General features: G+C 44.0%; 20 protein-coding genes and 3 tRNA genes. 7 read left to right on the top strand and 16 right to left on the bottom strand.

Annotated elements, in window-relative coordinates; genetic code table 11:
* Nucleotides 1-156 precede the first annotated feature (156 nt).
* The 12 genes from HMPREF9064_RS03945 to HMPREF9064_RS04000 form a co-directional block, all read right to left on the bottom strand.
* On the bottom strand, nt 157-468 hold the full coding sequence (locus tag HMPREF9064_RS03945; protein ID WP_006718565.1) for a c-type cytochrome: 312 nt from the start codon (nt 466-468) through the stop codon (nt 157-159).
* Nucleotides 465-971 (bottom strand): TlpA family protein disulfide reductase, encoded by a 507-nt coding sequence (locus tag HMPREF9064_RS03950; protein WP_006718563.1) that lies wholly within the window; start codon nt 969-971, stop codon nt 465-467. Before HMPREF9064_RS03950 ends, HMPREF9064_RS03945 begins: the two co-directional genes overlap by 4 nt.
* Nucleotides 961-1632, bottom strand: a complete 672-nt coding sequence (locus HMPREF9064_RS03955) for an ABC transporter ATP-binding protein (RefSeq protein WP_006718561.1) — start codon at nt 1630-1632, stop codon at nt 961-963. The genes HMPREF9064_RS03950 and HMPREF9064_RS03955 overlap by 11 nt, the downstream gene beginning before the upstream one ends.
* 1 nt (nt 1633) lies before the next feature.
* On the bottom strand, nt 1634-2773 hold the full coding sequence (locus HMPREF9064_RS03960) for an ABC transporter permease (protein WP_006718560.1): 1140 nt from the start codon (nt 2771-2773) through the stop codon (nt 1634-1636).
* On the bottom strand, nt 2760-4085 hold the full coding sequence (locus tag HMPREF9064_RS03965; RefSeq protein ID WP_006718559.1) for an ABC transporter permease: 1326 nt from the start codon (nt 4083-4085) through the stop codon (nt 2760-2762). The genes HMPREF9064_RS03960 and HMPREF9064_RS03965 overlap by 14 nt, the downstream gene beginning before the upstream one ends.
* A gap of 2 nt (nt 4086-4087) precedes the next feature.
* Entirely contained in the window at nt 4088-5506 is a 1419-nt protein-coding gene (locus HMPREF9064_RS03970) for a Fe-S-containing protein (protein WP_006718558.1), read from the bottom strand.
* 129 nt (nt 5507-5635) lie between these two features.
* Complete coding sequence (locus tag HMPREF9064_RS03975; protein WP_006718557.1) at nt 5636-6157, bottom strand: iron transporter; 522 nt, start codon at nt 6155-6157, stop codon at nt 5636-5638.
* A gap of 42 nt (nt 6158-6199) precedes the next feature.
* Entirely contained in the window at nt 6200-8107 is a 1908-nt protein-coding gene (locus HMPREF9064_RS03980; protein ID WP_006718556.1) for an FTR1 family iron permease, read from the bottom strand.
* Nucleotides 8108-8292: 185 nt separating this feature from the next.
* Nucleotides 8293-9000 carry a LutC/YkgG family protein gene (locus HMPREF9064_RS03985; RefSeq protein WP_032997902.1) on the bottom strand — a complete coding sequence of 236 codons (708 nt, stop codon included), beginning with the start codon at nt 8998-9000 and terminating at the stop codon, nt 8293-8295.
* The gene (locus HMPREF9064_RS03990) at nt 9000-10412 is read right to left on the bottom strand and encodes a LutB/LldF family L-lactate oxidation iron-sulfur protein (RefSeq protein ID WP_006718554.1); all 1413 of its coding nucleotides are present in this window, start codon (nt 10410-10412) and stop codon (nt 9000-9002) included. The genes HMPREF9064_RS03985 and HMPREF9064_RS03990 overlap by 1 nt, the downstream gene beginning before the upstream one ends.
* Before the next feature lie 6 nt (nt 10413-10418).
* A complete protein-coding gene (locus tag HMPREF9064_RS03995; RefSeq protein ID WP_006718553.1) occupies nt 10419-11144 on the bottom strand; it encodes a (Fe-S)-binding protein in 726 nt (241 codons plus the stop codon).
* Nucleotides 11145-11241: 97 nt separating this feature from the next.
* Nucleotides 11242-12837, bottom strand: coding sequence for a lactate permease LctP family transporter (locus HMPREF9064_RS04000; protein WP_006718552.1), 1596 nt, complete (start codon nt 12835-12837; stop codon nt 11242-11244).
* 297 nt (nt 12838-13134) lie between these two features.
* Here HMPREF9064_RS04000 and dld point away from each other — a divergent pair, with 297 nt between their 5' ends.
* Nucleotides 13135-14826 (top strand): D-lactate dehydrogenase, encoded by a 1692-nt coding sequence (gene dld, locus HMPREF9064_RS04005; protein WP_006718551.1) that lies wholly within the window; start codon nt 13135-13137, stop codon nt 14824-14826.
* 131 nt (nt 14827-14957) lie between these two features.
* Here dld and mrcB read toward each other — a convergent pair whose 3' ends face one another.
* Genes mrcB through erpA form a run of 3 tightly spaced genes read right to left on the bottom strand, consistent with a single transcriptional unit; the run spans nt 14958 to nt 18075 of the window.
* On the bottom strand, nt 14958-17339 hold the full coding sequence (gene mrcB / locus HMPREF9064_RS04010) for a penicillin-binding protein 1B (RefSeq protein ID WP_006718550.1): 2382 nt from the start codon (nt 17337-17339) through the stop codon (nt 14958-14960).
* A 30-nt stretch (nt 17340-17369) separates the two neighbouring features.
* The gene (locus HMPREF9064_RS04015) at nt 17370-17732 is read right to left on the bottom strand and encodes a YacL family protein (protein ID WP_032997901.1); all 363 of its coding nucleotides are present in this window, start codon (nt 17730-17732) and stop codon (nt 17370-17372) included.
* Between the two features lies 1 nt (nt 17733).
* Nucleotides 17734-18075 (bottom strand): iron-sulfur cluster insertion protein ErpA, encoded by a 342-nt coding sequence (gene erpA / locus HMPREF9064_RS04020; RefSeq protein ID WP_006718546.1) that lies wholly within the window; start codon nt 18073-18075, stop codon nt 17734-17736.
* A gap of 135 nt (nt 18076-18210) precedes the next feature.
* Between erpA and map the strand changes: the two genes are divergently transcribed.
* Both map and glnD read left to right on the top strand, forming a co-directional pair.
* Nucleotides 18211-19014, top strand: a complete 804-nt coding sequence (map, locus tag HMPREF9064_RS04025; protein WP_006718544.1) for a type I methionyl aminopeptidase — start codon at nt 18211-18213, stop codon at nt 19012-19014.
* Nucleotides 19015-19080: 66 nt separating this feature from the next.
* A complete protein-coding gene (gene glnD / locus HMPREF9064_RS04030; protein WP_006718542.1) occupies nt 19081-21672 on the top strand; it encodes a bifunctional uridylyltransferase/uridylyl-removing protein GlnD in 2592 nt (863 codons plus the stop codon).
* A gap of 70 nt (nt 21673-21742) precedes the next feature.
* Here glnD and hemL read toward each other — a convergent pair whose 3' ends face one another.
* Nucleotides 21743-23026 carry a glutamate-1-semialdehyde 2,1-aminomutase gene (gene hemL / locus HMPREF9064_RS04035; RefSeq protein ID WP_006718541.1) on the bottom strand — a complete coding sequence of 428 codons (1284 nt, stop codon included), beginning with the start codon at nt 23024-23026 and terminating at the stop codon, nt 21743-21745.
* Nucleotides 23027-23152: 126 nt separating this feature from the next.
* On the opposite strand from hemL, the gene wecA reads away from it, so the two are divergent.
* From wecA to HMPREF9064_RS04055, 4 genes are all read left to right on the top strand, one after another.
* Nucleotides 23153-24226, top strand: coding sequence for a UDP-N-acetylglucosamine--undecaprenyl-phosphate N-acetylglucosaminephosphotransferase (gene wecA / locus HMPREF9064_RS04040; protein WP_032997900.1), 1074 nt, complete (start codon nt 23153-23155; stop codon nt 24224-24226).
* 166 nt (nt 24227-24392) lie between these two features.
* A tRNA-Arg gene (locus HMPREF9064_RS04045) sits at nt 24393-24469 on the top strand.
* 31 nt (nt 24470-24500) lie between these two features.
* Nucleotides 24501-24576, top strand: a tRNA-His gene (locus tag HMPREF9064_RS04050).
* 1 nt (nt 24577) lies between these two features.
* Nucleotides 24578-24654 (top strand) — tRNA-Pro (locus HMPREF9064_RS04055).
* Nucleotides 24655-24684 lie beyond the last annotated feature (30 nt).

The raw sequence follows: 24684 nt of genomic DNA, 5'->3' as shown, positions 1-24684 counted from the left end.
CATAGGAATTTAGTCGTATAAGAAAAGAATAGAAGAAAACTGACAATAAACTATAAATGGCTGAGATAAACCATAAGAAAAACCACACTGAGATTTTTTATCTAAAGTGCGGTTTTTTTATAAGTTGTTTGGAGCTTAGGATATTAAGAAACCATACTATTGTTTAAGCGTTTGGATATAGCTTGCAACATCTTGCATATCTTGGTCACTCAGCCCTTCTTTCACGTGATTGCCAGCACCATAAATTTTTCCGCTTTTGCGATCTTGAAGTGAGCTAACAATTTTTTCTTGACTGAACGTATTAATAATTTGGGATTGTCCCATCGCTGATTTTTCAGCTTGTTTTCCGTGACAGAGTGCACATGAGCGGTTAAAAATTTTTTTGCCGTGTTCAATGTCGCCTTCCGCTTGAACGGCAGAAACGGCACTGAGTGCTATAAGAGGAAGAATAGCGTAGTAAATTTTCATAATTTTCCTTGATTTATTTTCGTTGGGGTAAAGAGTTGTTGTAAATCCTTTTCGGATAACAAACCTTCAAATTTATATATCAGTTTGCCGTTTGGGTCAACCACGAAAGAGGTTGGCGTGCCGACAAGTTGGTAGCGTTCGGCGGTGATTTTCATTTGATCTTTAAATACCGGCAAGGTGAGTTGTCGTTTGATGATAATCGCTTGTGTGTCGGCCTTTTCGCCGTCGATATTCATGGCGACCAGTTGCACTTGGTTCGGGTATTTTTCTGCCCATTGTTGCAAGGTTTTTAATTCCGTAATGCAGGCACCGCAGGTTTCTGACCAGAAATTGATGAGCACAGTTTTGCCCTGCCAGTTGCTTAACGAGGCTTTATTGCCTTGTAGATCGAAGGCGGCAATTTCCGGGGCAGATTGGCCGATTTGCGCGGATTCCTCTTTGCAGGAAACACTGAAAAAAACGACCGCACTTATACCGAGAAAACGAAGAAAATTAACCCGCATTTTTTTCCTCACGCAATAATTTGCCGTGTTGCAAGTAAATAATGCGGTTGGTGAGTTTGCCTAAGTCCGGGTTATGGGTCACCATGACAATCGTACGCCCTTGTCGGTTTAATTCCGTGAGTAAATTCAATACCAAATTTTCATTTGTTTCATCGAGGTTGCCGGTCGGTTCGTCGGCAAAAATAACCGGCGGCTGGTTCACTAAGGCGCGCGCAATGCACACCCGTTGTTGTTCCCCGCCCGAAAGTTGGCTTGGGCGGTGATTCATGCGATGCGCCAAACCCACTTGATCTAATACGGCTTTGGCGGCGGCTTCATCTACTACGCTGTGGTAATGTTGCGCCAGCATCACGTTTTCAAGCGCGGTTAAATAAGGGATGAGGTGAAATTGTTGGAACACTAAACCGATTTTTTCCGCGCGGAAACGTTGTCTGCCCGTTTCGTCCAGTTGTGCGGCATCCACACCGTCTAAAATCACTTTGCCTTCGGTTGCGGTATCCAAGCCGGTGAGAATGTTCATTAATGTGGTTTTACCTGAACCGGAGGCACCCATGATAGAGACGAATTCACCTTCGGCAATTTGAATATTAATGTCTTCAAGTGCGGTCACTTGGCCGAATCTTTTATATAAATGCTGTGTTTCAATGACTGGTTTAGCCATGTTATTCCCCTTTCAATACGTTGGCGGTTTGAATCTCTAAAGCGCGGCGGGTCGGTACGATAACTGCGATAAACGCCACTAATAAGGATAAAGTAATGGTAATCGGGAGCACCGGCAGGCGCATATCAATATAGGCTTTGAATACGGTTAAGCCGAGCACCTGTGCTAATAGATAGCCGATGATTAAGCCGCATACAATGGCGCAAAGGGCGATAATCAAGGTTTCTGCGCCGATTTGTTTAATGATGTCTCGGCTTTTCGCACCGAGAGCTTTTTGCAACGCAAATTCTTTCGCTCGTTCGCCCACAATGGCGATTAAGGTGGTGTTCACGCAAAGGGTAGCTAAAATCAAAATTACCACAGAAATCAACCCCATCAAGCCTTTGATTTTATCTAAAATTTGCCCTTCGGAGGCGGAGACTTTGCGGATCGGATGAATGTCTAAATCGGGATATTGTTGTTGTAACTGTTGGGCGAATTGATCCACTTGGCCTTGATCGTTTTTGACGTTTAACAATACGTTAGTCGCCAAGTTTTCTTTTTCTAACCAGTTTTGTGCAAAATCGAGGCTCACGATCAACATATTGTCGGTGGCATCGCCTGCTTCTACGATAGCTTTAATATTGAACTGGTGTTTATCTACGGAATTGAGGCTTAACGTGAGTTTATCGCCCACGTTTAAATTGAGCCGTTCCGCGAGAGTTTTACCGATCATGGCGTTGCGCTCATCGAAATTCACTCCGATAGGAGTGCCTGTGATTTGCCAATAAGGTGCAAGGGTTTTCATGTCTTCAAACCACACGCCCATCATCACGATTTTTTCCAAATCACTACGTGTCACGCCATATAAATAGGGGCTTGCGGCCGTGATTAAGCCTTTCGGTGCTTGGTCAAGGATCTGTTGCACTTGATCCACTTTGATTAAATTGCCGTTGCTGGGGCCAATATAAAAATTAGCGCCGAAGGTACGCAGTTCTTGGCTCATTTTGGTGTTGATGTCGAAGTACACCGCCGCCATTGCCGTCACAATGCTTGCGCCCACAGTAAGCGCGGCAAAAATGATGAATACCCGTTGCAAGCGCAGGCGTAAGGCGCGTAACACCAAGCGCCAAAACATGTTGATAGGTTTATTGTCTGCCATAAAGTACCTCGATAGGATAAAGACGGGCAATACGGTGTGCCGGGAACCAAGCACCGATCACGGCGATCAAGACGGAAAGTACCAGTACGCAAGGGATAACTATCCAGGCGAAACTGAGCGGTGCGCCAAATAACGTGGCACCGATAAAACGAGCTAACCCCCAACCGGCAATGCAACCTAAGATGCCACCGATTAACCCGCTGATGATAGCTTCGCAATAAAACAGCAAGACGATTTGCCATTGATAGGCGCCGAGCGCTTTCATTAAACCGATTTCTTTGCTGCGTTCGATAATGGTTGTGGTCATTAATGAAGCAATACCCATGGCGGCGGCAATCAGTGCGGCAAGGGTGACGACAGCGAGTAATAATTGAATTTTCTCAATGACGACGCCTTCGGAAGCCGCGACTTGCCAAATAGGGCGAACAATCGCGCCGGAAATTGCTTCTTCCAATTGATGGGAAATAGAGGAAACGTAGGCCGTGCAATACCAACGGTCATATTCCTCGGCGGCCAAACCGTCCACATTGGCGCGCGCTTTGCGGGATAAATCATTTTCCGGCACGGTGAGCGCGGAGACTTTAATCGCCTGTACCTTGCCTTCTAATCCAAGTAAATTTTGCACCGCACTTAACGGCAAAATCAGTTGTTGTTCTTCTGTGCCGCCGGTTTTAACAATGCCTTTTACGATAGCGGTCATGTGTTGTTGCGGTGCGTGTTCTTCCGTCTGATAACTTAAGGTAATCACATCACCGATTTTCCATTGCTGTTGTTTGGCAAGCTGGGCACCGAGTAGGGCAGGAATTTGTTCACCGAAATCATCAGTAGCATCATCCACCCATTCGCCTTCTACTTGCCAATAAGGACTGATGATTTTTTGCCCTGTGTGGTAATCCTCTTCATCCGGCACAGGAATATTATGATCAAAAAACGTCCCGAGGATGCTCACATCGTTTTTTGCGCCGTTAGCCACGCTGGCTTTTACCTGTGTGCTCAGTAAGGGCGCGAACCCCACAATGTTGTTGCGCCAGAAAATGTCTTTCACATTCGGCAGTTCTTTTTCATCTAAAAAATCTTGCGTAGCGAGGGAGCTACGGCCGCTGACATCATCCGGCAAAACGGCACTGCTAGCCGGTTCTACCAAAATATTGGCACCGTAAGATTTCAATTCTTTTGCCATTTTGTCACCAATGTCGATGGACACGGCGAGCAAGGCGGAAATCAAACCGGCAGCGAGGAAAATGGTGACAATGGCAAGAAACTTACGTTTTAAACCATAACGCCAAGACTGAAATAACATTCGCGCTAACATGATTATTTTTCCTCCTTGGCGGTTGAGGCTTCATCGGTTTTGTTTAAATAGGCCTCAGGATTATCACGGAACAGTTCTAAGTTCTTTTCATCAGTAAAGAAATAGGTTTTGCCTTCATGGCTGTATTTGTGTTCCGTTTTAGTGTTGGTCAATTTCTTACCATTGACGGGATCCACCACTTCAATTTCAATGATCGTACTGAAATAGTTTAAGCCTTCTTCCAAGTTTTTCTTGTTGATGACTACTTCTGTATCTGTTTGTTTCCAATCATCGATTGGCACAGGATTGCAACCGCCCGGTTTACCGATGGAAGGGGTAAACATACGGACGCCACAACCTACGCAGACCACTTGGTTGCCTTCCATTACATAACCTTGGTCGCCGCATAAAATGCAGGCATCGAATACGGCGGCAAGACTGAGTTTGTCGGGCAGACGATTAATAATGAAGAAACGTACCGCTTTGCCATCGTCGGCAACCCAAAGAAAACGGTGTAATTTGCCGTCTTTTACTTGTTCGATTGGGATGTGTACGTTGTTTTCCCCATCTAAGGTGACTCTTTGCGCTTCCGAAAGTTGTGGCGGCTGGGACGCAATTCTGTCCCAATAAAGTTGGGAAACAAGGATGATAGCGGTTGCGACTAAACCGTAAGCAATAATTTTGCCGGAGGTGCGTTTGGCGGCAATGGCTTTGCGTTTTTCAATCGGGTCTTGTTCTTGCTTAACTTGATGAAGGCGTGGCAAGTGTGTTTTGAAAGCAAATAGGCACACAATAAATGCCAATACCGCGACGTTAATATAATTCAAATAGATGGAAATATTGCCTGATTTTGCCGCAAAACTTAACCGCACTTTTGTGAGATCTATCACTTGAAGCTTCATTAAAATCAACAAGATATCGCCCATTAATGGGGTTATTAATAGCAGTGTGAAAAGGGAGGTTAAGAAAACAGAAAGTGCGGTCGTTTTTCCTGACGTTTTTTGTTGTTGAAATAAAATAAATAGCCAACCGGCGACAATAATGCAGAAAATAACGCCCAAAATGATCGCGCTGAATTGAAGTAAAAAGTCGGTGTTAATGACGTCTGTGCCGGTGATAGCCGCAATATTGGGATCTTTCGCCCACAAGTGTCCGGCAAGCATAGACAACATGATATGCCAAAAGGTATTGAGTTTTTGCCAATAGATAAATTGGCTGAAATAAGCAAACAATAAAATACACAATGCAATAATGGTAACAGAGAGTTTTGCACTTTGTGTTGCAGGTAAATTCAGCGAGACGAGGTTACCGATAAAAAATCCGAAAAGAGAAAGCCAAATGAGTTTTTTCGCATTGGCGTTCGGGTAATGTGCCCAACTGCAACTGAGCAAAATAGAAATAGGGAGTAGGGTTTGAATGAGGAAAACAAAAAAATAGTTCATAGCTTACTCCGAAAGGGTGAATGAATCATATCGCTTATTTTTGATCAGAGATTATGCTCTAGCATAAAAAAACACCTTGAGTGATTTCAAGGTGTTTTTATTGTTATTTTTAGTTAACACCTGAAAGGTTTATTTCAAACCGGTGAATTTGAATTCATAGTTAACATCAAACGGTTTCCACCAACGGCCAACACCGGTTTCTTCGTCAGTGTGACGGTGCATACCGGCTTTTGGTGGCGGGTCAATGTGATAGGTTAATTTATAGTTACCCACGCCCATCATTTTGATGTTTGCACCGTAGTGAGGACCGTCGCTGGCTACCATCGGCATGAAGGTGCCTTCTTGTTTTTCACCGGTGTCGCTGTTTACTAGGGTATATTGAATGGTTAAGTAAGGCATCCATTCACCTTCACCGAAACCGTTTTTGTTGCCTTTGGTGGCGTGAATATCCGCTTCTAAGTGAATATCGGATTTCGCTGCCGGCAAGCCCATGCCACGAGGTTCCATGTCAACCGGTTGCAAATACACGGCGGCAATTTCCATTTCGTTCATAGTTACCGGTTCACCGACAGGGAACTCTTTGAAGCCTAAGGCTGCCGGTGCGGTGATCATGCCTGCTAAAAGTGCGGTGGCGATTAATGTTTTTTTCATACTTAGTTTCTCCTTAACTGAATAAGTATAGCTTGTGCGACATTAAGCAGATTTTCTGCTTTGGTACTTCATATAAATGAATGCAAAAACAGCAGCCACCAACAAGACAGCCTGCGGAACCAATGTTTCTACATAAGGATAAATACCCAACCATGAGATTTCCGTGATGCCGGAAACCAAGGTTGGTTCAAATAATTTGCCTTCGATAAGTTCCAGTACGCTTTTACCGGCAAACACAAAGGCCATTAAATACATGAATGAACCGGTGAACATAAAGAACGGTTTGAGCGGAAGTTTCACCACGGTATAGCGCATGATGAAATAGCAAATGGCCAAAATCACAACGCCCACGGCAAAACCGGCAAAAAGATAGAAATAACTGACCGCACTTTGTGCATCGCCGGCGAGAGCATAGTAGAACAACACGGTTTCTGCGCCTTCACGATACACGGCAAGGAAACTGGTCAGCCACAGACCTACAAGAGAGCCGGTGGTGAGCGCGGTAGAGAGTTTGCCTTCCAAATAGCGTTTCCAGTTTTGCGCTTCCACTTTGGAGAGCAACCAATAGCTCATCATGAATAACATCACCACAGCAATTATCATTGTGAAACCTTCCAATAATTCTCGGCTGGCGCCGGAATTAGAGAAAATAAGTTGGAAGATCACGGCGGTAATAAGGCTACCGAGTAATGCCACATAGACGGATTGGCGAATAACAGGCAGTTTGTCCTGATGGTTGTTTTTTACTAAATATGCCACGATGGCAGCAACAATTAATAGCGCCTCCAAGCCTTCACGCAAGATGATTAATAAGCTGTATAAGAATATACTCCAGGCGGTTTGTTCTCCGCCCTGTAACATCTCTACAGCTTTACTTAAATCTTGGCTTAATCCTTGCGCTTGTTCTTGTAACTTTTCTTTCTCTGCGCCGGCTTTCATTAAGCTCACCAAACGGGTGAAATAGCCTTCTAATTGGGTTTTGAAATTGCTGTCGCGAGAACCGATTTTGTTCTCCATACCTGTGCTTTCAAAAATGTCAAAGTAGGTATCTTGCACCGCTAACATGGCTTTTTTAGCCTCGCCTTGCTCGTACAAGCCGATGGCTTGTTGAATGCCTGCGTTCACTTGTGCACTAACCTGCGACCAGTCTTTGTCCTGCGTGGTATCGGCAATAGTTTGATTGGCAGGCTGTTCCGCTTGTGTATCACGGGTGGTTGGTAAGTCAGGCAGTTGCTCTTCAACGTCTTGTAATAACGTCGTGATTTGATAACCGAAATTACTGATTTGATCCTGTTGTTCGCTCAGTTTGATTAAATCATAAAACTGTTGATTAAGATTGCCGGAAATGGCGGCGGAACGATTTTGGCGAATGGACATTTCCATTTCGGAGTTTTTATACCCATCGTATTGCGCTTGTTGCACCAGTTTTTTGGCGGTTGCGTAATCTTTCGCTTCATACGCCGTCATGGCTTGAGCTAATAAATCATCGATAGTTTTAAAGCTTTTTTGCCAATGCGGGGCGATAGTTTGGTTTTCATATACGCCATGTTGCGCGGAGGCGTTAAGTTGATGTCCCTCTTTTAAAGAAGGAAGCACTTCTTGCAATTCGGCTTTGAGACCTTCAATTTTAGCTTTAACTTGATCTTGTGGCAGACCGTCACCAATCATCTTGCGAATTTCGCCAAAGGTGGCTTCCATTTGATAGCTTTTTTGTGCAGAAAAGTTAATACGAATAGGGCCTTCAAGATTTTCAAATACTTCAAAATAGGCCATTTGGACTTCAGTTCGGGCGTCATCTATTTTATTTTCGGAATAAAGTGCGGTGGTTTTATCCAAGCGATTTTCAATGTCTTGTACCCATTGCTGATAGTTATCTTCTGCGTGGGTAAATGCTGAAAACAGAAGCATAAAACTAAAAAAAACAGATTGAGACCAACGGGAAAAACACATGCGCATCTCCTTGATTTATTGCATTTGCCTATAGATATAATTGAGAATTATTATCCTCTAATGAGATTTTAGTGCAAGTAAATTCTTGTTTGATCTCTGAGGTAGATCACAAAATGAGCATTTTTTATGGCGCATAAAAAAGGAAAGTTTGGCAACTTTCCTTTTTATCTCATGGCGAGGATGTTTTAGTTTTGTGCTAAATCATCAATGACAAGATAGATTTTCGCCACTGGGCCATGCACGCCGACCACTTTGATTAATTCAATATCTGCCGTGGAACTTGGGCCGGAAATGATATTAATACAAGAAGGCATACGTTCGCCTTGTTGGGCTTTGTCATGTAGGATTTTTGCCAGTTGTGCTACACGAGGGAGTATCTTGCTTTTACGTACAATGACAATGGATTTCTCCGGCAGTAAGCTCACAGAACGTCCACGTTCAGCTTGGGAAAATAGCACGATACCGCCTGATTCGGTTAAACCGTATTCGGCGTAAACAATCCCAATATTGGCTTGTTCCGATTTGGCAATGTTCGCTTCCGCCTGTTCCGGTGACCAAATATGGCAAGTGTATTTTTCTTGAACCGCCTCGGTGATGCCGAGTTCTTCTAAACGTGAGTCATCGTTTAACACGATATCGCCGCCACCGTATTTTTCGCAAAGCTCAAGTGCGGTCTGTTTTGCTAACGTTTCTGAAGCAACAACCACATCCACCATCATCACTTTGGCGAAGTTTACAAATTCTTCGCAAAGTTCTGCTTGGGTGAGATGGGTCAAGCGTTCTGTTGGGTAAGTATTCACCGGTGTCGCCATCGTTTCAGGCACATTGGCACGTTGTTTACCCATTTTGGCTGCCAATTTATTGAGGAAGTTTTCTCTATTTTGTAAATCCATTAGTTTGATCCTCTTTTGTTGAACCATTGACGGAAGCTTTCGCCTTCAGGTGTCGGTAAATCACGGGCTTTTGTCCATTCTGCCAAAGCACCCATTTTAATTGGCGCTTTGCCGTTCTTAATGAGTTTACCCGCTAATTTGGCGCCGGTGTTTACACCGATTTTCCATAAGGTTGGATGGGAGTTGGCAAAGCCAAAACCGAAAATGGATAAGCGTTCCAAGGCTGGCGTTTTACCTTGTTCCACCATTTTTTCACGGTGTTTTAAAATCAGTTGCGCTAACGGAATGCGTACTGGACAAACAGAGTTACAGGCATTACACAAGGAACAGGCATATGGCAATTCTTTGAATTCGTCATAGCCGCCAAGTAATGGCGAAATCACTGCACCAATTGGGCCCGGATAAATGGAGCCGTAACCATGACCACCGATTTGACGGTACGCCGGGCAGGTATTTAAGCATGCACCGCAACGAATACAACGTAAAACTTCTTGGAATTCAGAGGCCAAAATATCGGAACGACCGTTATCGACAATGACTAAATGGAATTCTTCAGGACCATCGGTTTCGCCGGCAAGACGAGGGCCGGTAAGCCATGTGTTGTAACCGGTTAATCTGGCGCCTACCGCACTACGGGCAAGCATGGTAATTAACACGTCTACTTCTTGGAACGTCGGTGCCAAGCGTTCCATCCCCATCACCGCAATGTGGGTTTTAGGAAGGGTGGTGGCTAAACGCAAGTTACCTTCGTTCGTGACTAAACAAACAGAGCCGGTTTCCGCGACGGCAAAGTTACATCCGCTAATGCCGATGTCTGCTTCTAAGAAATCCTGACGAATTTTTTCACGCACGAAACGGGTCATATCTTCCGGTGTTTCTGCCCCTTCATAGCCGAGTTTTTCATGTAAATCTTTACGAATTTGGTGGCGATCTTTGTGAATCGCAGGTACCACGATGTGAGACGGCTTATCACCGGAAATTTGCAGTAAATATTCCCCTAAATCGGTTTCAATGACTTGCATGCCTTCTTTTTCCAACACGCTATTTAACCCAATTTCTTCGGTTACCATGGATTTGGATTTTACGATCTTTTTGGCATTCTTTTTCAGCGCAACTTGGCGAATGTATTCGGTGGCTTCTTCGGCGGTTTCGGCAAAATAAACTTTACCGCCGTTTTCTATGACTTTTTCGCTAAGTTGGTACAAATAGGCATCAAGGTTTGCTAAAACGTGGTTACGGATTTGTTTTGACAAATCACGCCATTCTTCCCAGTGGCCTAATTCATCCACCATTTTTTGACGGTTTGTGCCGATGGTTTCTTGGGCTTTTACCACCGCTTTACGCATGATTTCATTATGGACTTCGCGATCAACGCGTGCTTTAAATGCAAGATTGCTGGTTTTTAATGACATAGTTTATTACTCCTGCATTAACACTTCTGCGATGTGCATCACTTTGATTTTGCTGCCTTCACGTTGTAGGCGACCACCGATATTGAGTAAACAGCTCACGTCTGCACCAATTAAGTATTCCGGTTCGACTTCCTCAACGTGTTCCACTTTTTCTTTTACCATTTCACCGGAAATTTCCGCCATTTTGACCGAGAACGTGCCACCAAATCCGCAACAAGTTTGTTGATTGTGAATGGGTAACAGTTCCAAACCTTTAACGTGTTTTAGTAATGTGATCGGCTCGTCTACGATGCCAAGTTTACGGAAAAGACTGCAGGAAGGGTGATAAACTGCACGACCCGGCAGATGGGCACCGATGTCGGTTACGCCGAGTTTATTGACGATAAAATCCGTTAAGTCATAGAAACGAGCGGCGACTTTTTTCGCGCGTTCCGCCCATTCCGGTTCATTGGCGCGAGTGAAGTAATCCGGGTAATTTTTAACGGCATAAACGCAAGAGCCGGCAGGGGCGACGATAGGGTAATCGTTGGCTTCAAAGGTTTCGACCAAGTTTTTCATGCCGGGAAGGGCTTGTTTGGTATAACCGCTGTTTAATGCAGGTTGTCCACAGCAACCTTGTTTTTCCAAAAAGGTCACCTGACAGCCTAACTTTTCCAGTAACAGAACGGTGTTTTTCGCTACACCACTCTTTACTACGTCGGCAATGCAGGTTACGTAGAAATTCACATTCATAGTAATACTCCAATATTCAAAAAGAAAAATCAGTTAAAAAATTAAATGACGACCGCAAAAGTGCGGTCGTTTTTTGAGTTAATTTTATATGTTGCCGCTACAACGTGTATAACAACGGAATTAACAGGGTGGCACAAAGTGCAGCAATAATACCGTAAATCACCATTGGAATGATCGTGGTTTTGATGATGGTGCCTTCTTGATTTTGAATGTTTAATACGGAGGACACGGCAACGATATTATTAATACATACCATGTTACCCATTGCACCACCGACTGATTGTAGTGCCAAGATTAATGCCACGGATAAACCGGTCGTTTCTGCAGTGGATAATTGTACACTACCAAAGGTTAGGTTCGATACGGTGTTAGAACCGGAGAAGAACGCACCGACTGCACCAAGGTAAGAGGAGAAAATCGTCCAGTCATCGCCGGTGACTTCTGCAAAGGTACGGCCAATGATTTTCACCATAGAATGTTCGCCACCCACTAACATTAAGTTCACCATTACTAAGGCACCCATTAAGGCGATAAATGGATTTTTGGATTGTTTCAAGCTGGTGGAAAAAATATCTTTGACTTTGGCACCGGAAACGCTGAATACCGGAATCGCGATTAATACGGTGATAACAAATGGAATTAAGGCCGGTACATAAAGCAATTTATAGCTTGAGGAAACATCCGATCCGAAGATATTTTTTAGGCTGAAGATAAGGCCTTTACTGATTTCGAATGTCCCTAATGAACCTAACGCGGTAGTAAACCAAACGGTGGTATCGTTCATCATCGCTTTAAACGGCAGTTGGTGAATACGTGTTACGACTAAAAACGCAATTAACAAACCGGTAGGGAAGAGGGCTTTAACCACTTGACCGGTGGTTACCGCATTGGTATCCAATGTGTTTTCGACTTTTGCTAACCCGATATTGCGATTTGCCGCCCAGACGGAAACAAACAACCCGATTGCGCCGCCCACTAAAGATGGGAATTCATAGTTAAATTGTGCAATCAGTAAATAAGGCACGACGCAAGCAAAGACACTGATATAAATAAAGACCAAGTTTTGGCGAATATCTTTCCAGCTGACGAGTACACGCAATGCCAACAATGGGATAAGCAGGGCTGCCACAGAGTGAATTAGTGCTGTGATGGAGCCGACTTCTAGTACCATATCTTCAGACAATTTAAGCGGGCCAAAGCCGAACCATGTTGGTGTGCCGACCGCACCGAAAGACACCGGAACGGAGTTCATAATTAAGGCAAGCATCGCGACTTTTAACGGATTAAAACCTAAGCCCATCAGAATTGGCGCGGCAATAGCGGCGGGTGTACCAAAACCACTGGCGCCTTCAATCATAAAGGCAAACGCCCAACCGATAATCATCAGTTGCGCCACCGGATTTGGGTTAATGTTACCCAACCATTTACGCATAATGTCAGTTGCACCGGAGACTTCACTGAAACGGTTAAATAAAATCGCACCGAAAATAACGGTGATTGGGGTTTGTACGGCAACGATCGCAGAAGCGATGTTTGCACTGATCGTGACAATATCCGTATGGAAGTGCAATAAATGCACGCCCATGACAAGTGTTGCAATCCAAGGTAATGCAACGTAAGACGGTAAAGCATTACGCTTCACCATTAAATAGATCAATAAAGCAATAGGTAAGACGCTTAGGAAAAAAGACATGTTTACTCCTGTTAATAATAATTAGCGATTAAAACATCGCAGGCATTCTAGGAAATACGCTTAGAAAAAATATACCTATTTGGAGAAAGTGTGATCTAGTTATCAAAAAACGCATATATTTTTAAAAAAAAATGTGATCTATGTAACTTAATTGTTTCAGCTTTAATCAAACTAATACTTTTGTACAATAAAGTGCGGTCTAAAAAAAGTGTATTTTTACTCTGTTTTACTTGTTATTTTCTGTTATTCTTTTGGCATTTTTCGTTAACGTTATTTTTAACATAAGGGTAACAATCTATGACCAGTACTTCATTAATTAGTCAACTTCGTCAAATTGTCGGAGACAAATATTTGATTACCGACCCGAGTAAATCGGAAGCCCATCGCAGTGGTTATCGTTTTGGTAACGGGAATGCTTTGGCCGTAGTTCGCCCGGGGAATTTAACAGAGTTTTGGGCGATTCTTAAAGCTTGTGTGGCGGCAGATGTTATTGTTATTGCTCAAGCCGCCAATACCGGTTTAACCGGTGGCTCCACGCCCGATGGCAATGATTACGATCGCGACATTGTGATCATCAATGCCATGCGCATTTCAGGCATTCAATTAATTAATGACGCACAACAAGTGGTTTGTTTGCCGGGTTCTACGCTAAATGAATTAGAGATCGCTTTAAAACCACACGGACGTGAACCGCACTCTGTCATCGGTTCTTCCTGTATTGGCGCCTCGGTGATTGGCGGTATTTGTAATAACTCCGGTGGTGCGTTGGTGCAACGTGGCCCGGCTTACACGGAAATGGCACTTTATGCGCAATTAACAGAGCAGGGGGAATTGCAGCTCATTAATCATTTAGGCATTGATTTGGGTGAAACGCCGGAAGAAATTTTAGCGAATTTAGAGAATCAACGTTATCAACGTAAAGACATTCAATTAGATTGTGGCAAAGGCCACGACCATGCCTACTGCAATCATGTGCGCCAAGTGGATGAAGACAGCCCTGCACGTTTTAATGCCGATCCGGCACGTCACTATGAGGCTTCCGGTTGTGCAGGTAAATTGGCGATTTTTGCTGTCCGTTTGGATACCTTTGTGGCGGAGAACAAGACCGCGGTATTTTATATTGGCACCAACCAAACTGAAGCATTAAATGATCTTCGTCGTCATATGTTGGCGAATTTTAAACAGCTACCGATTTCCGGCGAGTATATTCATCGTGACGCGTTTGATGTGGCAGCCAAATACGGCAAAGATACGTTCTGGGTTATCAAGAAATTTGGCACGCATTGGTTGCCGAAGTTATTTGCCATGAAAGCCAAAGTGGATCGTTTGGCTAAAAAAATCAGTTTTATGCCAAGTCATTTCAGCGACAAAATCATGCAGGCGATTTCAACGGTCTTGCCGGAACATTTGCCGAAAAAATTATGGCAATATCGTGATCAATACGAACATCACTTGATTGTTAAAATGGGCGGTGATGGCGTACAGGAAGCGCGGGATTATTTAACCTCTTACTTTAAAGAGAGCAGCAAAGGCGCTTTCTTTGAATGTGATGCCGTAGAAACTCAAGCGGCGATGTTACACCGCTTTGCCGTTGCCTCAGCAGCAATTCGTTATCGTGCGATTCATGAAAAAGAGGTTGAAGACATTGTGGCACTGGATATTGCATTACGTCGTAATGATCGTGAGTGGTTTGAAACGCTGCCGCCTGAGATCGACCAAAAAATCAGTCATAAATTGTATTACGGGCATTTTATGTGTCATGTTTTCCATCAGGATTACATCGTTAAAAAAGGCCATGATTGCATGGAATTGGAGCATCAAATGTTGGAATTGCTTGATAAACGCGGCGCACAATACCCTGCGGAACATAATGTGGGCCATTTATATGAAGCGAAACCGGCGTTACGTAAATTCTATAAAGCGCTCGATCCAACCAACAGTTTTAACCCGGGTATCGGGCATACATCGAAGAAGAAACACTGGCAATAGCAACATCATTTTGTGAGGGATTCATGTTGTTGCACCTTCACAAAATACATTAAACAAGACCGCACTTTAGGCGTTAAAGTGCGGTCTTTTTTTACGGTATTTTTTAAAGAGATGGATGCAAAGTTATTGCGTTAATTTGCCGGTCTTGCGTCTTCCACCGGTGCCGAATTACCTTCGTTTAACACATCCCAAACGCTTTCTTGTTTAGGGGCATTATTGGTTTCAACAGCATTGGCGGAAGGTATTGTCGGCGCATATTCGGTTTGTTGGCAGAACGATTGATTTCTGTCAGCCCAAACGGGAATGGTGCGAGCACTGCTGCAATCCCAACCACCATAGGCATTGATACCGACCCATTTAATGTCTTCCGGTTTATGAAGTTTTAACGGTCGGGTGGTGGCGCGTTTTAAATACTCTTTATAGACCTGTAACGCACCGCTGGCACCAGTGAGTTTTGTTTCACCGTTGTCGTCTCGGCCAAGCCAAATGGTGGTGACGTTTTCGCCATCAATTCCGACAAACCAAGTGTCGCGAGCATCGTTAGTAGTACCGGTTTTGCCGGCTAAGTGTAAATAGGCGTAATCTGGTTGTAGGCTGTGAGCTGTGCCACGATCAACCACTTGTTGCATAGCAAAGAGCGTTTGGAAAGCGGCTTCACGTGGAACTACTTGTTTGGGCTCAAATTCACGGGAATAAACCACATTGCCTTGTCTATCCACCACACTGTTGATGGTGTTGAGCGGAATGCTTGCTCCTTCATTAGCGATGGTTTGGTAAAGTTTGGTCACGTCATAAGGCGAAATGGCGTAGGAACCCAGCAACATTGACGGGACTTTCGGGATCGTGACTTTATCCCAACCCATCGCTTGTTGCACCGAAATCACTTTGGTTAACCCTAGCTTCATGCCGATATTGACCGTTGGAATATTCAATGAGCGAACTAATGCATCCATCAGCATGACCGAGCCGCTGTATTTGCGGTCGTAATTGCGTGGCTGCCAAGGCGGACTGCCTTTTACATTGATGGTAATCGGTTGGTTGTTAATCGGTGTGTTCAACCGAAATTGATCCGGATACATAAGTGCGGTCAAATAAATGGACGGTTTTACTAACGAGCCGATTTGGCGTTTAGCCGATAAGGCACGGTTGAACCCGGCAAATTGCGTTTGCAGCCCGCCCACAATGGCGCGCACTTCACCGGTTTGATAATCGGCAACCACCATGGCGGATTCCAAAAACGGATTCTTATGTTTGAGCTGTAAATCGGATACGGCACTGATTACCGCTTGTTCTACGCGATCTTGTTGTTTCACGTCCAATGTAGAGAAAATTCGCGCCCCCAGGAGATTTTCTGTCTTGCCTTCGCCAAGTTGGTGGCGTAATTCGGTTTGTAAGGTTTGAATAAACGCCGGGTATTTACGGCTAATTTTCCCTTTTTCTTGCACACCGAGCGGGCGTTGGCTCAATAATTGATACAGTTCCTCACCGATGATTTTGTGTTCCAACATCAAATGCAACACCACATTGCGGCGTTCTAGTGCATTCGTTGGATTACGCCACGGATTATAGAGGGAAGGGCCTTTGACCATGCCCACTAATAAGGCAATTTGATCTAGGCTGATTTCGCGCACGGAGCGTCCGAAATAAAACTGACTGGCCAATTCAAAACCATGAATTTGGTTATCGCCGTTCTGCCCGAGGTAAATTTCGTTTAAGTAGGTTTCTAAGATACGGTTTTTGTCATAACGCCAATCGAGAATTAACGCCATCAAGGCTTCGTTAATTTTACGGGTGAGGGTGCGTTCGTTACTTAAAAATAAGTTTTTAACCAGTTGTTGGGTCAGCGTACTGCCGCCTTGCACGGTATGACCTGCCTGAATATTGGTGATCACGGCACGCAAAATGCCCAGCGGGCTGATGCCATCGTGTTGGAAAAAACGACGATCTTCTGTCAGTAATAACGCATCAATGAGTAAGCGCGGGTATTGTTGCAAGGAAATCGCAAGACGTTCTTCTTTGTCCGATTGCAAAATGGTAATCAATTTCGGCGCCAAGCGAAATTCATCAATCGCTTTGACGTTAATCAGATCTTCAATGACTGCCAGTTTGTCATTTTCAAAACGCAGACGAAAAACCCGTTGTGCCTCCGGTGTGTCGGGGAAAGGGAACGCACGACGCAATAAGACAATGGTGTTGTCTTCGATTTTAAAATCGCCCGGTGCTGCGATCATTGTGGTTTGGCGGTATTCGTTATCGAGCAGGAGTTGTTTAATTTGCTCAAGGCTGAGTTGGTCGCTGACCCGAACACTTTCAATACGGCTATACACTTCCGCCGGCAAACGCCAAATTTGTCCGTCCATTTTGCTGCGAATTTGCCAATCCAAATAAGCGGAATAGCAAAACAACATACAAAAGGCGGTAAATGCAATTTTTAATAGGGTCGTCGTCCAAGATTTTTGGGGCGTTGTAGAAGGTTGTTTGGAAGACGTATTTTGAGCAGGTGTTGTTGCCATGTGCGTTACCGTTTGGGCTGAATGTTGGGATTAGGCACGGATAAAATCCAAGTAAGAATGTAAAAAACGGGCAAAATCTTCAATGCCACAAAAGGCGATACTTTCATCATCGTAATAATAAAAACCGTCTTCCAATGCGTCTTGATTCTCAATGGCAAGATTATTTGCCTTCGCCATCACCTCATCTGCGTTAATGTATAAGCTGTATTCGGCACCGGTTAACACGACATCCGCCGCATGGGGGGCGGGCAAGTTTTGTAAATGAAAAAGTGCGGTGGAAATCAGTTGTGGATTTGACCGCACTTCAATGTTAAACCAGTTGGCGAAGGCTTCGTGCTCCATTGAGCATTTCGCGACAGTGTTGCCTTGATGGGAGGTAAACTGAAAATCCATATTAGATGCTGAAAGACGATCCACAACCGCAAGTGGATGAGGCATTCGGGTTATTCACCACAAAACGTGAACCTTCTAAGCCTTCGGTATAGTCAATGGTGCCGCCGATTAAATATTGTAGGCTCATCGGATCGACAACTAATTGCACGCCAGCATTTTCTACGGTTAAGTCACCTTCGTTGACTTTTTCGTCAAAGGTAAAGCCGTATTGGAAGCCGCTACAACCGCCGCCGGTAATATAGACGCGCAATTTAAGCGCCGGGTTTTCTTCCTCGGTAATTAAAGACTTCACTTTTTGTGCCGCAGCATCAGTAAAGGTTAACGGAACGGATATCTCTGTCATATTGTGTAATTCCCCACGATTTATTTGAGCGCGTATTATCCAATAACCGACTAGTCCATTCAAGAATTTATCAAGGATTTTTCTCTGTCACAGTGCTATAATTCCGCTCATTAATTTTTAAATAGGGAGATAAACATGAGTATTCCATTAAGAACGGAAGAGGAAATTGTTAAATTACGCGAAGCTTGCAAACTGGCATCCGATGTGTTGGTGATGATTGAACCGTATATTAAAGAAGGCGTGAGTACCGGTGAATTGGATCGCATTTGTCACGATTATATGGTGAATGTGCAAAAAGTCATTCCTGCGCCGCTGAATTATCACGGTTTCCCGAAAGCTACCTGTATCTCTCTTAATGAAGTAGTTTGTCATGGTATCCCAAGTGATGATAAATACCTGAAAAAAGGCGATATTTTAAATATCGACATCACCGTCATTAAAGATGGCTACTATGGCGATAATTCCAAAATGTATATCGTTGGCGAAACCAATTTACGCAGTAAAAAGCTGGTGGAAGCGGCGCAAGAAGCCCTTTATGTCGGTCTGCGTACGGTTAAACCGGGCATTCGTTTAAATGAAATCGGTAGAGCCGTACAAAAATATACGGAATCTCAAACTTTTAGTGTGGTGCGCGAATATTGTGGCCATGGCATTGGGACGGAATTCCACTGCGAACCACAAGTGTTGCACTATTATGCGGACGATGGCGGTGTCGTGTTAAAACCGGGCATGGTATTCACCATTGAGCCAATGATTAACGCCGGTAAAAAAGAAGTGCGTTTAATGGGCGATGGGTGGACGGTGAAAACCAAAGACCGTAGCCATTCCGCCCAATTTGAGCACCAAATTGTGGTGACGGAAAACGGCTGTGAAGTGATGACCATCCGTGACGAAGAGATTGCCGAAGGGCGCATCCAACGAGTTATGGTGAACGTTTAATTAACTGAAATCCGCTACGTTTCCCGTGGCGGATTTTTTCTATTTCCTGCTTTTGCAAGACGACTTATGCTTTTTCCTTACGATACCCAAGCCGAGCTTACACCAAGTGCGGTCAAAATTCAGAGAGAAAATTTAAAACAGTTTGAACTGGCGAATTTTGACAAATTAGCTATCGATCAACTGATTGCCAATCGTACCGCGTTTTACGATCAATTCCTTTTGCACTTGTGGCGCCATTTTCAATTTGCCGACAATCCCACATTAAGTCTGATTGCCGTAGGGGGTTACGGGCGGCAGGAAATGTTTCCTCTTTCCGATTTGGATATTTTGATTTTAACGGAGCAAGTTCCAACCGGTGCGTTGCAAGAAACGCTCGGTCAATTCGTGCAATTTTTATGGGATTGCGGTTTTAATGTTGGGCAGAGCATCCGTACCCTTGACGAATGCGAAACGGAAGGCATGGCGGATATTACCGTTGCCACGAATTTACTGGAGGCCCGTTATTTATGCGGCAATCAAACGTTATTCAAACAGTTGGTCGCATTGGTGCAACAACCGACTTTTTGGTCAAAAACAGATTTCTGCCTGGCAAAGATTCAAGAAAAAAATGAGCGTTATCAACGTTATAACAATACGTCTTACAATCTTGAACCCGACATTAAATACAGTCCGGGCGGCTTGCGGGATTTGCATTTGTTGTATTGGATTGCCCTTCGCCACAACGGGGCGAAAAATTTACAGGAAATTTTGCAAGCGGAATTTATTCATCCGGCGGAGTATGCTTTGTTGCTGAAAAGCCAACAATTTCTGTTTAAAGTGCGGTATGCATTGCATTTAATCTTGAAGCATTATGACAACCGCCTCTTATTTGATCGTCAATTAAAAGTCAGCGAATTATTGGGATTCCAAGGCGAAGGCAATCAAGGCGTGGAAGCCATGATGAAGCAATTTTTTCAGGCGTTACATTCCATTTCATTGCTGAGCGAATTGCTGGTCAAGCATTATCAGGAGCATTTTTTAACTCCACATAAAGTGGTGAACGAGCAAGTGCTTGATGTGAATTTCAGCTTGATAAATCAATCCATTTGTTTGCGTCATCGCCAATGCTTTGAACAACAGCCGGATAGCATTCTCGATCTTTTCTATTATTTAACGCAATATCCGCAAGCGGAGATCCATTCCTCCGTGTTACGTGAGCTGTATTTGGCGCTAGAGCAACGGCAAGGCTATTTATGCGATTTAGCGATGGCACGAGAAAAATTTATTCGGTTGTTTAATCAGCCCAATGCTATCCAAAGGGCATTTTTCCCCATGCACCAATATGGTGTGCTGACCGCCTATTTACCGCAATGGGGCAATATTGTCGGCTTAATGCAGTTTGATTTGTTTCATTGTTACACCGTGGATGAACATATTCTGCGTGTGATGTTAAAACTGGAAAGTTTTTTAGCGGAAGCGTCGGCACAAAATCACCCGATTTGCCATCAAATAATGCATCAAATTTCTGACCGCACTTTATTGTATATCGCTGCTTTATTTCATGACATCGCCAAAGGGCGTGGTGGTGCGCATGAATTGCTGGGGGCGGAAGATATACGCGAGTTTGCAGCACTGCATGGCTTCGACCAACGCGAAACAGAAACCATGGCATGGCTGGTAGAACAGCATTTGTTGATGTCGGTGACCGCACAACGACGGGATATTCACGATCCTGAAATTGTGTTGAGTTTTGCCGAGCAGGTGCGTAATCAAGTGCGCTTAGATTATTTAACCTGCCTCACCATTGCCGACATTGTGGCGACCAATGAAACCTTATGGAACAACTGGAAGCGTTCTTTATTAGCAACCTTATATGATTACACCACACAACAATTTGCCCAAGGGCTGGCAACCTTGTTGGACAATCAAGCAAAAGCCGAAGAGCATCGCCGCTTAGCGTTATTAGAAATACGTGAAAAAAACACTGCACTTTCTGAGTTGCAAATTGAAAAGCTATGGCAACGTTGCCCGTTGGATTATTTTTTACGTAGTTCGCCGCAGCAAATCAGCTGGCATACGCAACTGCTTGCCGAGTTTCGCGGTGATGTGTTGGTAAAAGTGAGCAATCGGTTTTCCGGTGGTGGTACGGAAATTTTTATTTATACCAATGACCGCCCGAACCTGTTTAATAAAGTCGTGAGTACCATCGGCGCGAAAAAACTCAGCATTCACGATGCACAAATTATTACCACGCAAGACGGCTATGTGTTGGACAGTTTTATTGTGACTGAATTGGATGGTGCTGAGTTGCCATTTGATCGTCGTCGCATGTTGGAAGATGCTCTGACGAAAAGCCTAACGTCAGAAACGGTGAATAAACAACGCCTGCGCGAAAAACACCATTTGGCTCACTTTCATGTGAAAACCGACGTGCGTTTTTTGAATCTTGAGAAGAACGATCAAACTGAAATGGAATTGTTTGCGCTGGATCAGGCTGGCTTGTTGGCGGATGTGAGCGCTGTCTTCTGTGACTTGGAGTTGAACTTACTTAACGCAAAAATCACCACCATTGGTGAAAAGGCTGAAGACTTCTTTATTTTAACGAACAAATTCGGACGCGCGTTGGATGAATCTGAGAGAGCGACATTACTGACGCGTTTGTTGCAAATTTTAAATTAGCGATTAAACATAAAAGTGCGGTCAGATTTAAAAACGTTTTTAAATCTGACCGCACTTTGTGTTTTATGAATTATGCCAATTCAGCAAAAGCAATATCTGCTGCCGCTAGCGTGCGGTCGATGTCTTCATCAGAATGCGCAAGAGACATAAAGCCTGCCTCAAATGCAGACGGCGCCAGATAAACGCCTAAATCCAACATTTTGTGGAAAAAGCGTTTAAATTTTTCGGTATCGCACGTCATCACGTCTTGATAACAAGTCACTTCTTTTTTATCAGTAAAGAAAATGCCGAACATACCGCCGACATAATTAACGGTAAACGGCACTTGATGCTTATCGGCAAGCTGTTGCAAGCCTTTTGCTAATTTTTCCGTTTGTTGCGCCAGTTTTTGCTCATTACCGGCTTTTTTCAATTCTGTTAAGCAAGCGATACCGGCTGCCATAGCAATCGGGTTGCCGGATAAGGTGCCTGCTTGGTAAACCGGGCCGGTTGGGGCAATGTGTTGCATAATTTCTTTCTTACCGCCAAAGGCGCCTACCGGCATACCACCGCCGATAACCTTGCCTAAACAGGTTAAATCCGGTGTGACATTGTAGTAACGTTGTGCACCGCCAAGTGCCACACGGAAACCGGTCATTACTTCATCAATGATGAATACGGCGCCGTATTGATCGCAAAGTTTGCGTAACCCTTGCAAAAAATCATTTTTTGGTGGAACACAGTTCATGTTGCCCGCAACCGGTTCAACAATCACGCAAGCGATGTCGTCAGGATATTGCTCGAAGGCTTGTTTGACAGAGTCGATGTCATTATAGGTACAGGTGAGCGTGTGTTTGGCAAAATCTGCCGGCACGCCCGGTGAGTTAGGCTGCCCCAATGTTAATGCACCGGAACCGGCTTTGACTAATAAGGAATCCGCATGACCATGATAGCAACCTTCGAATTTGATAATTTTATCTCGATTTGTATAGCCACGAGCTAAACGAATGGCAGACATCGTAGCTTCAGTGCCGGAACTCACCATTCTGACCATTTCAATTGAAGGGATAAGTTCACACACTAATTCGGCGAGCTCGATTTCCAACGGTGTCGGTGCGCCGAAACTCAAGCCGTTTTGTGCGGTTTTCATCACGGCATTTAAAATAGTGGGGTGATTGTGTCCTAAAATCATTGGGCCCCAAGACCCTACGTAGTCGATATATTGTTTACCGTCTGTGTCATAAATATAAGCGCCTTGCGCTTTTTCAATAAAGACCGGTGTGCCGCCGACACCGTTAAAAGCGCGAACTGGTGAATTAACGCCGCCTGGAATAACATGCTGAGCGCGGGAGAAAAGTGCGGTTGAATTTGCCATCGTTTTTATCCTTATATACAAAAAAGTGCTTTATTGTACTGAAAAAAAGGAAGGTGAGTAAAAATATTTATGTAGCCTTTTGTCTTTGTGATATCCTTTGCGCATTTTATTTTCATGGGAAAACCTATGTTATTGACGTTATTTGTTACATTTCTTGGGGCACTTTTAACTTTACTTGTGATGCGCCCCGTTGCGATTAAAATCGGTTTGGTGGATAAACCTAACTATCGTAAACGCCATCAAGGCGCAATTCCGTTAATTGGCGGCATTTCATTGTTTATGGGGAATCTTTGTTTTTATCTCATGCAGTGGGATCAAACGCGTTTACCTTATCTTTATTTATTCAGTATTTTAGTCTTGCTATTAATGGGCATTATTGATGACCGTTATGATATTAGCCCTTTCTTGCGCGCAGGTGTTCAGGCATTTTTAGCCATTCTCATGATCGATATGGGGAATGTTTACCTCGATCATTTAGGGCAAATTTTAGGGCCATTCCAGCTCACGTTAGGATCTATCGGCTTAATTATTACTGTGTTGGCGACCATCGGCATTATTAATGCTTTTAATATGATCGATGGTATTGACGGTTTACTGGGCGGATTGTCTTGTGTTTCTTTCGCTGCGATCGGTATTTTGATGTATCGCGATGGGCAAATGGATTTGGCTTATTGGAGTTTTGGCTTAATTATTGCAACGATTCCTTATTTAATGATGAATCTGGGGATTCCGTTGGGACCGAAATTTAAAGTCTTTATGGGCGATGCCGGCAGTACTTTAATTGGTTTTACGATTATTTGGATTCTGTTGCTAAGTACGCAAGGCAAAGGTCATCCGATGAATCCGGTGACCGCACTTTGGGTGATTGCTATTCCGTTGGTGGATATGGTGGCGATTATTTATCGTCGTTTAAGAAAAGGGAAGAGCCCATTCCGTCCGGATCGCTTGCATGTCCATCATTTGATGGTGCGTGCAGGTTTAACTTCCCGTCAGGCGTTTTTGTTAATTACCTTTGTCGCGGCATTGTGCGCCTGCTTTGGGATTTTAGGAGAAATTTACTATATTAATGAATGGATCATGTTCATCGCATTCATTATTCTCTTCTTCCTTTATTCTTATTCTATTACGAAAGCTTGGAAGATTACCCGTTGGATACGTCGAATGAAACGTCGTGCGGCTAAACGTGCTAAAACTAAATAGAAGTTAAATTTTTCACTAAAAAGTTAGAGTTAAATAAAAAATAACCAGAAATTTTATAAATTATATTCATTTTGGCTAAAAAAATAGCTGATGATAAATTTTTATAAAAAAAAACTAGACAAGCACTTTTTAAACTTTTAATATACGCCCCGCAACGACGCTTCTAGCGCTCGTAGCTCAGTTGGATAGAGCGTTGGCCTCCGGAGCCAAAGGTCGCAGGTTCAAATCCTGTCGAGCGCGCCAGAGGTTATGCGAGTTCAACTCATTAAATATGGTGGCTATAGCTCAGTTGGTAGAGCCCCGGATTGTGATTCCGGTTGTCGTGGGTTCAAGTCCCATTAGCCACCCCATCGGCGAGTAGCGCAGCTTGGTAGCGCAACTGGTTTGGGACCAGTGGGTCGTAGGTTCAAATCCTATCTCGCCGACCAATTCTAATTCTGAGGCTTCTCAGAATTTTT

Source organism: Aggregatibacter segnis ATCC 33393 (assembly GCF_000185305.1).
In the GTDB taxonomy this organism is placed as follows: Bacteria; Pseudomonadota; Gammaproteobacteria; order Enterobacterales; family Pasteurellaceae; genus Aggregatibacter; species Aggregatibacter segnis.
Note: the sequence above shows the minus strand (reverse complement) of the source record. Positions and strands in the feature narration are given on the sequence as shown.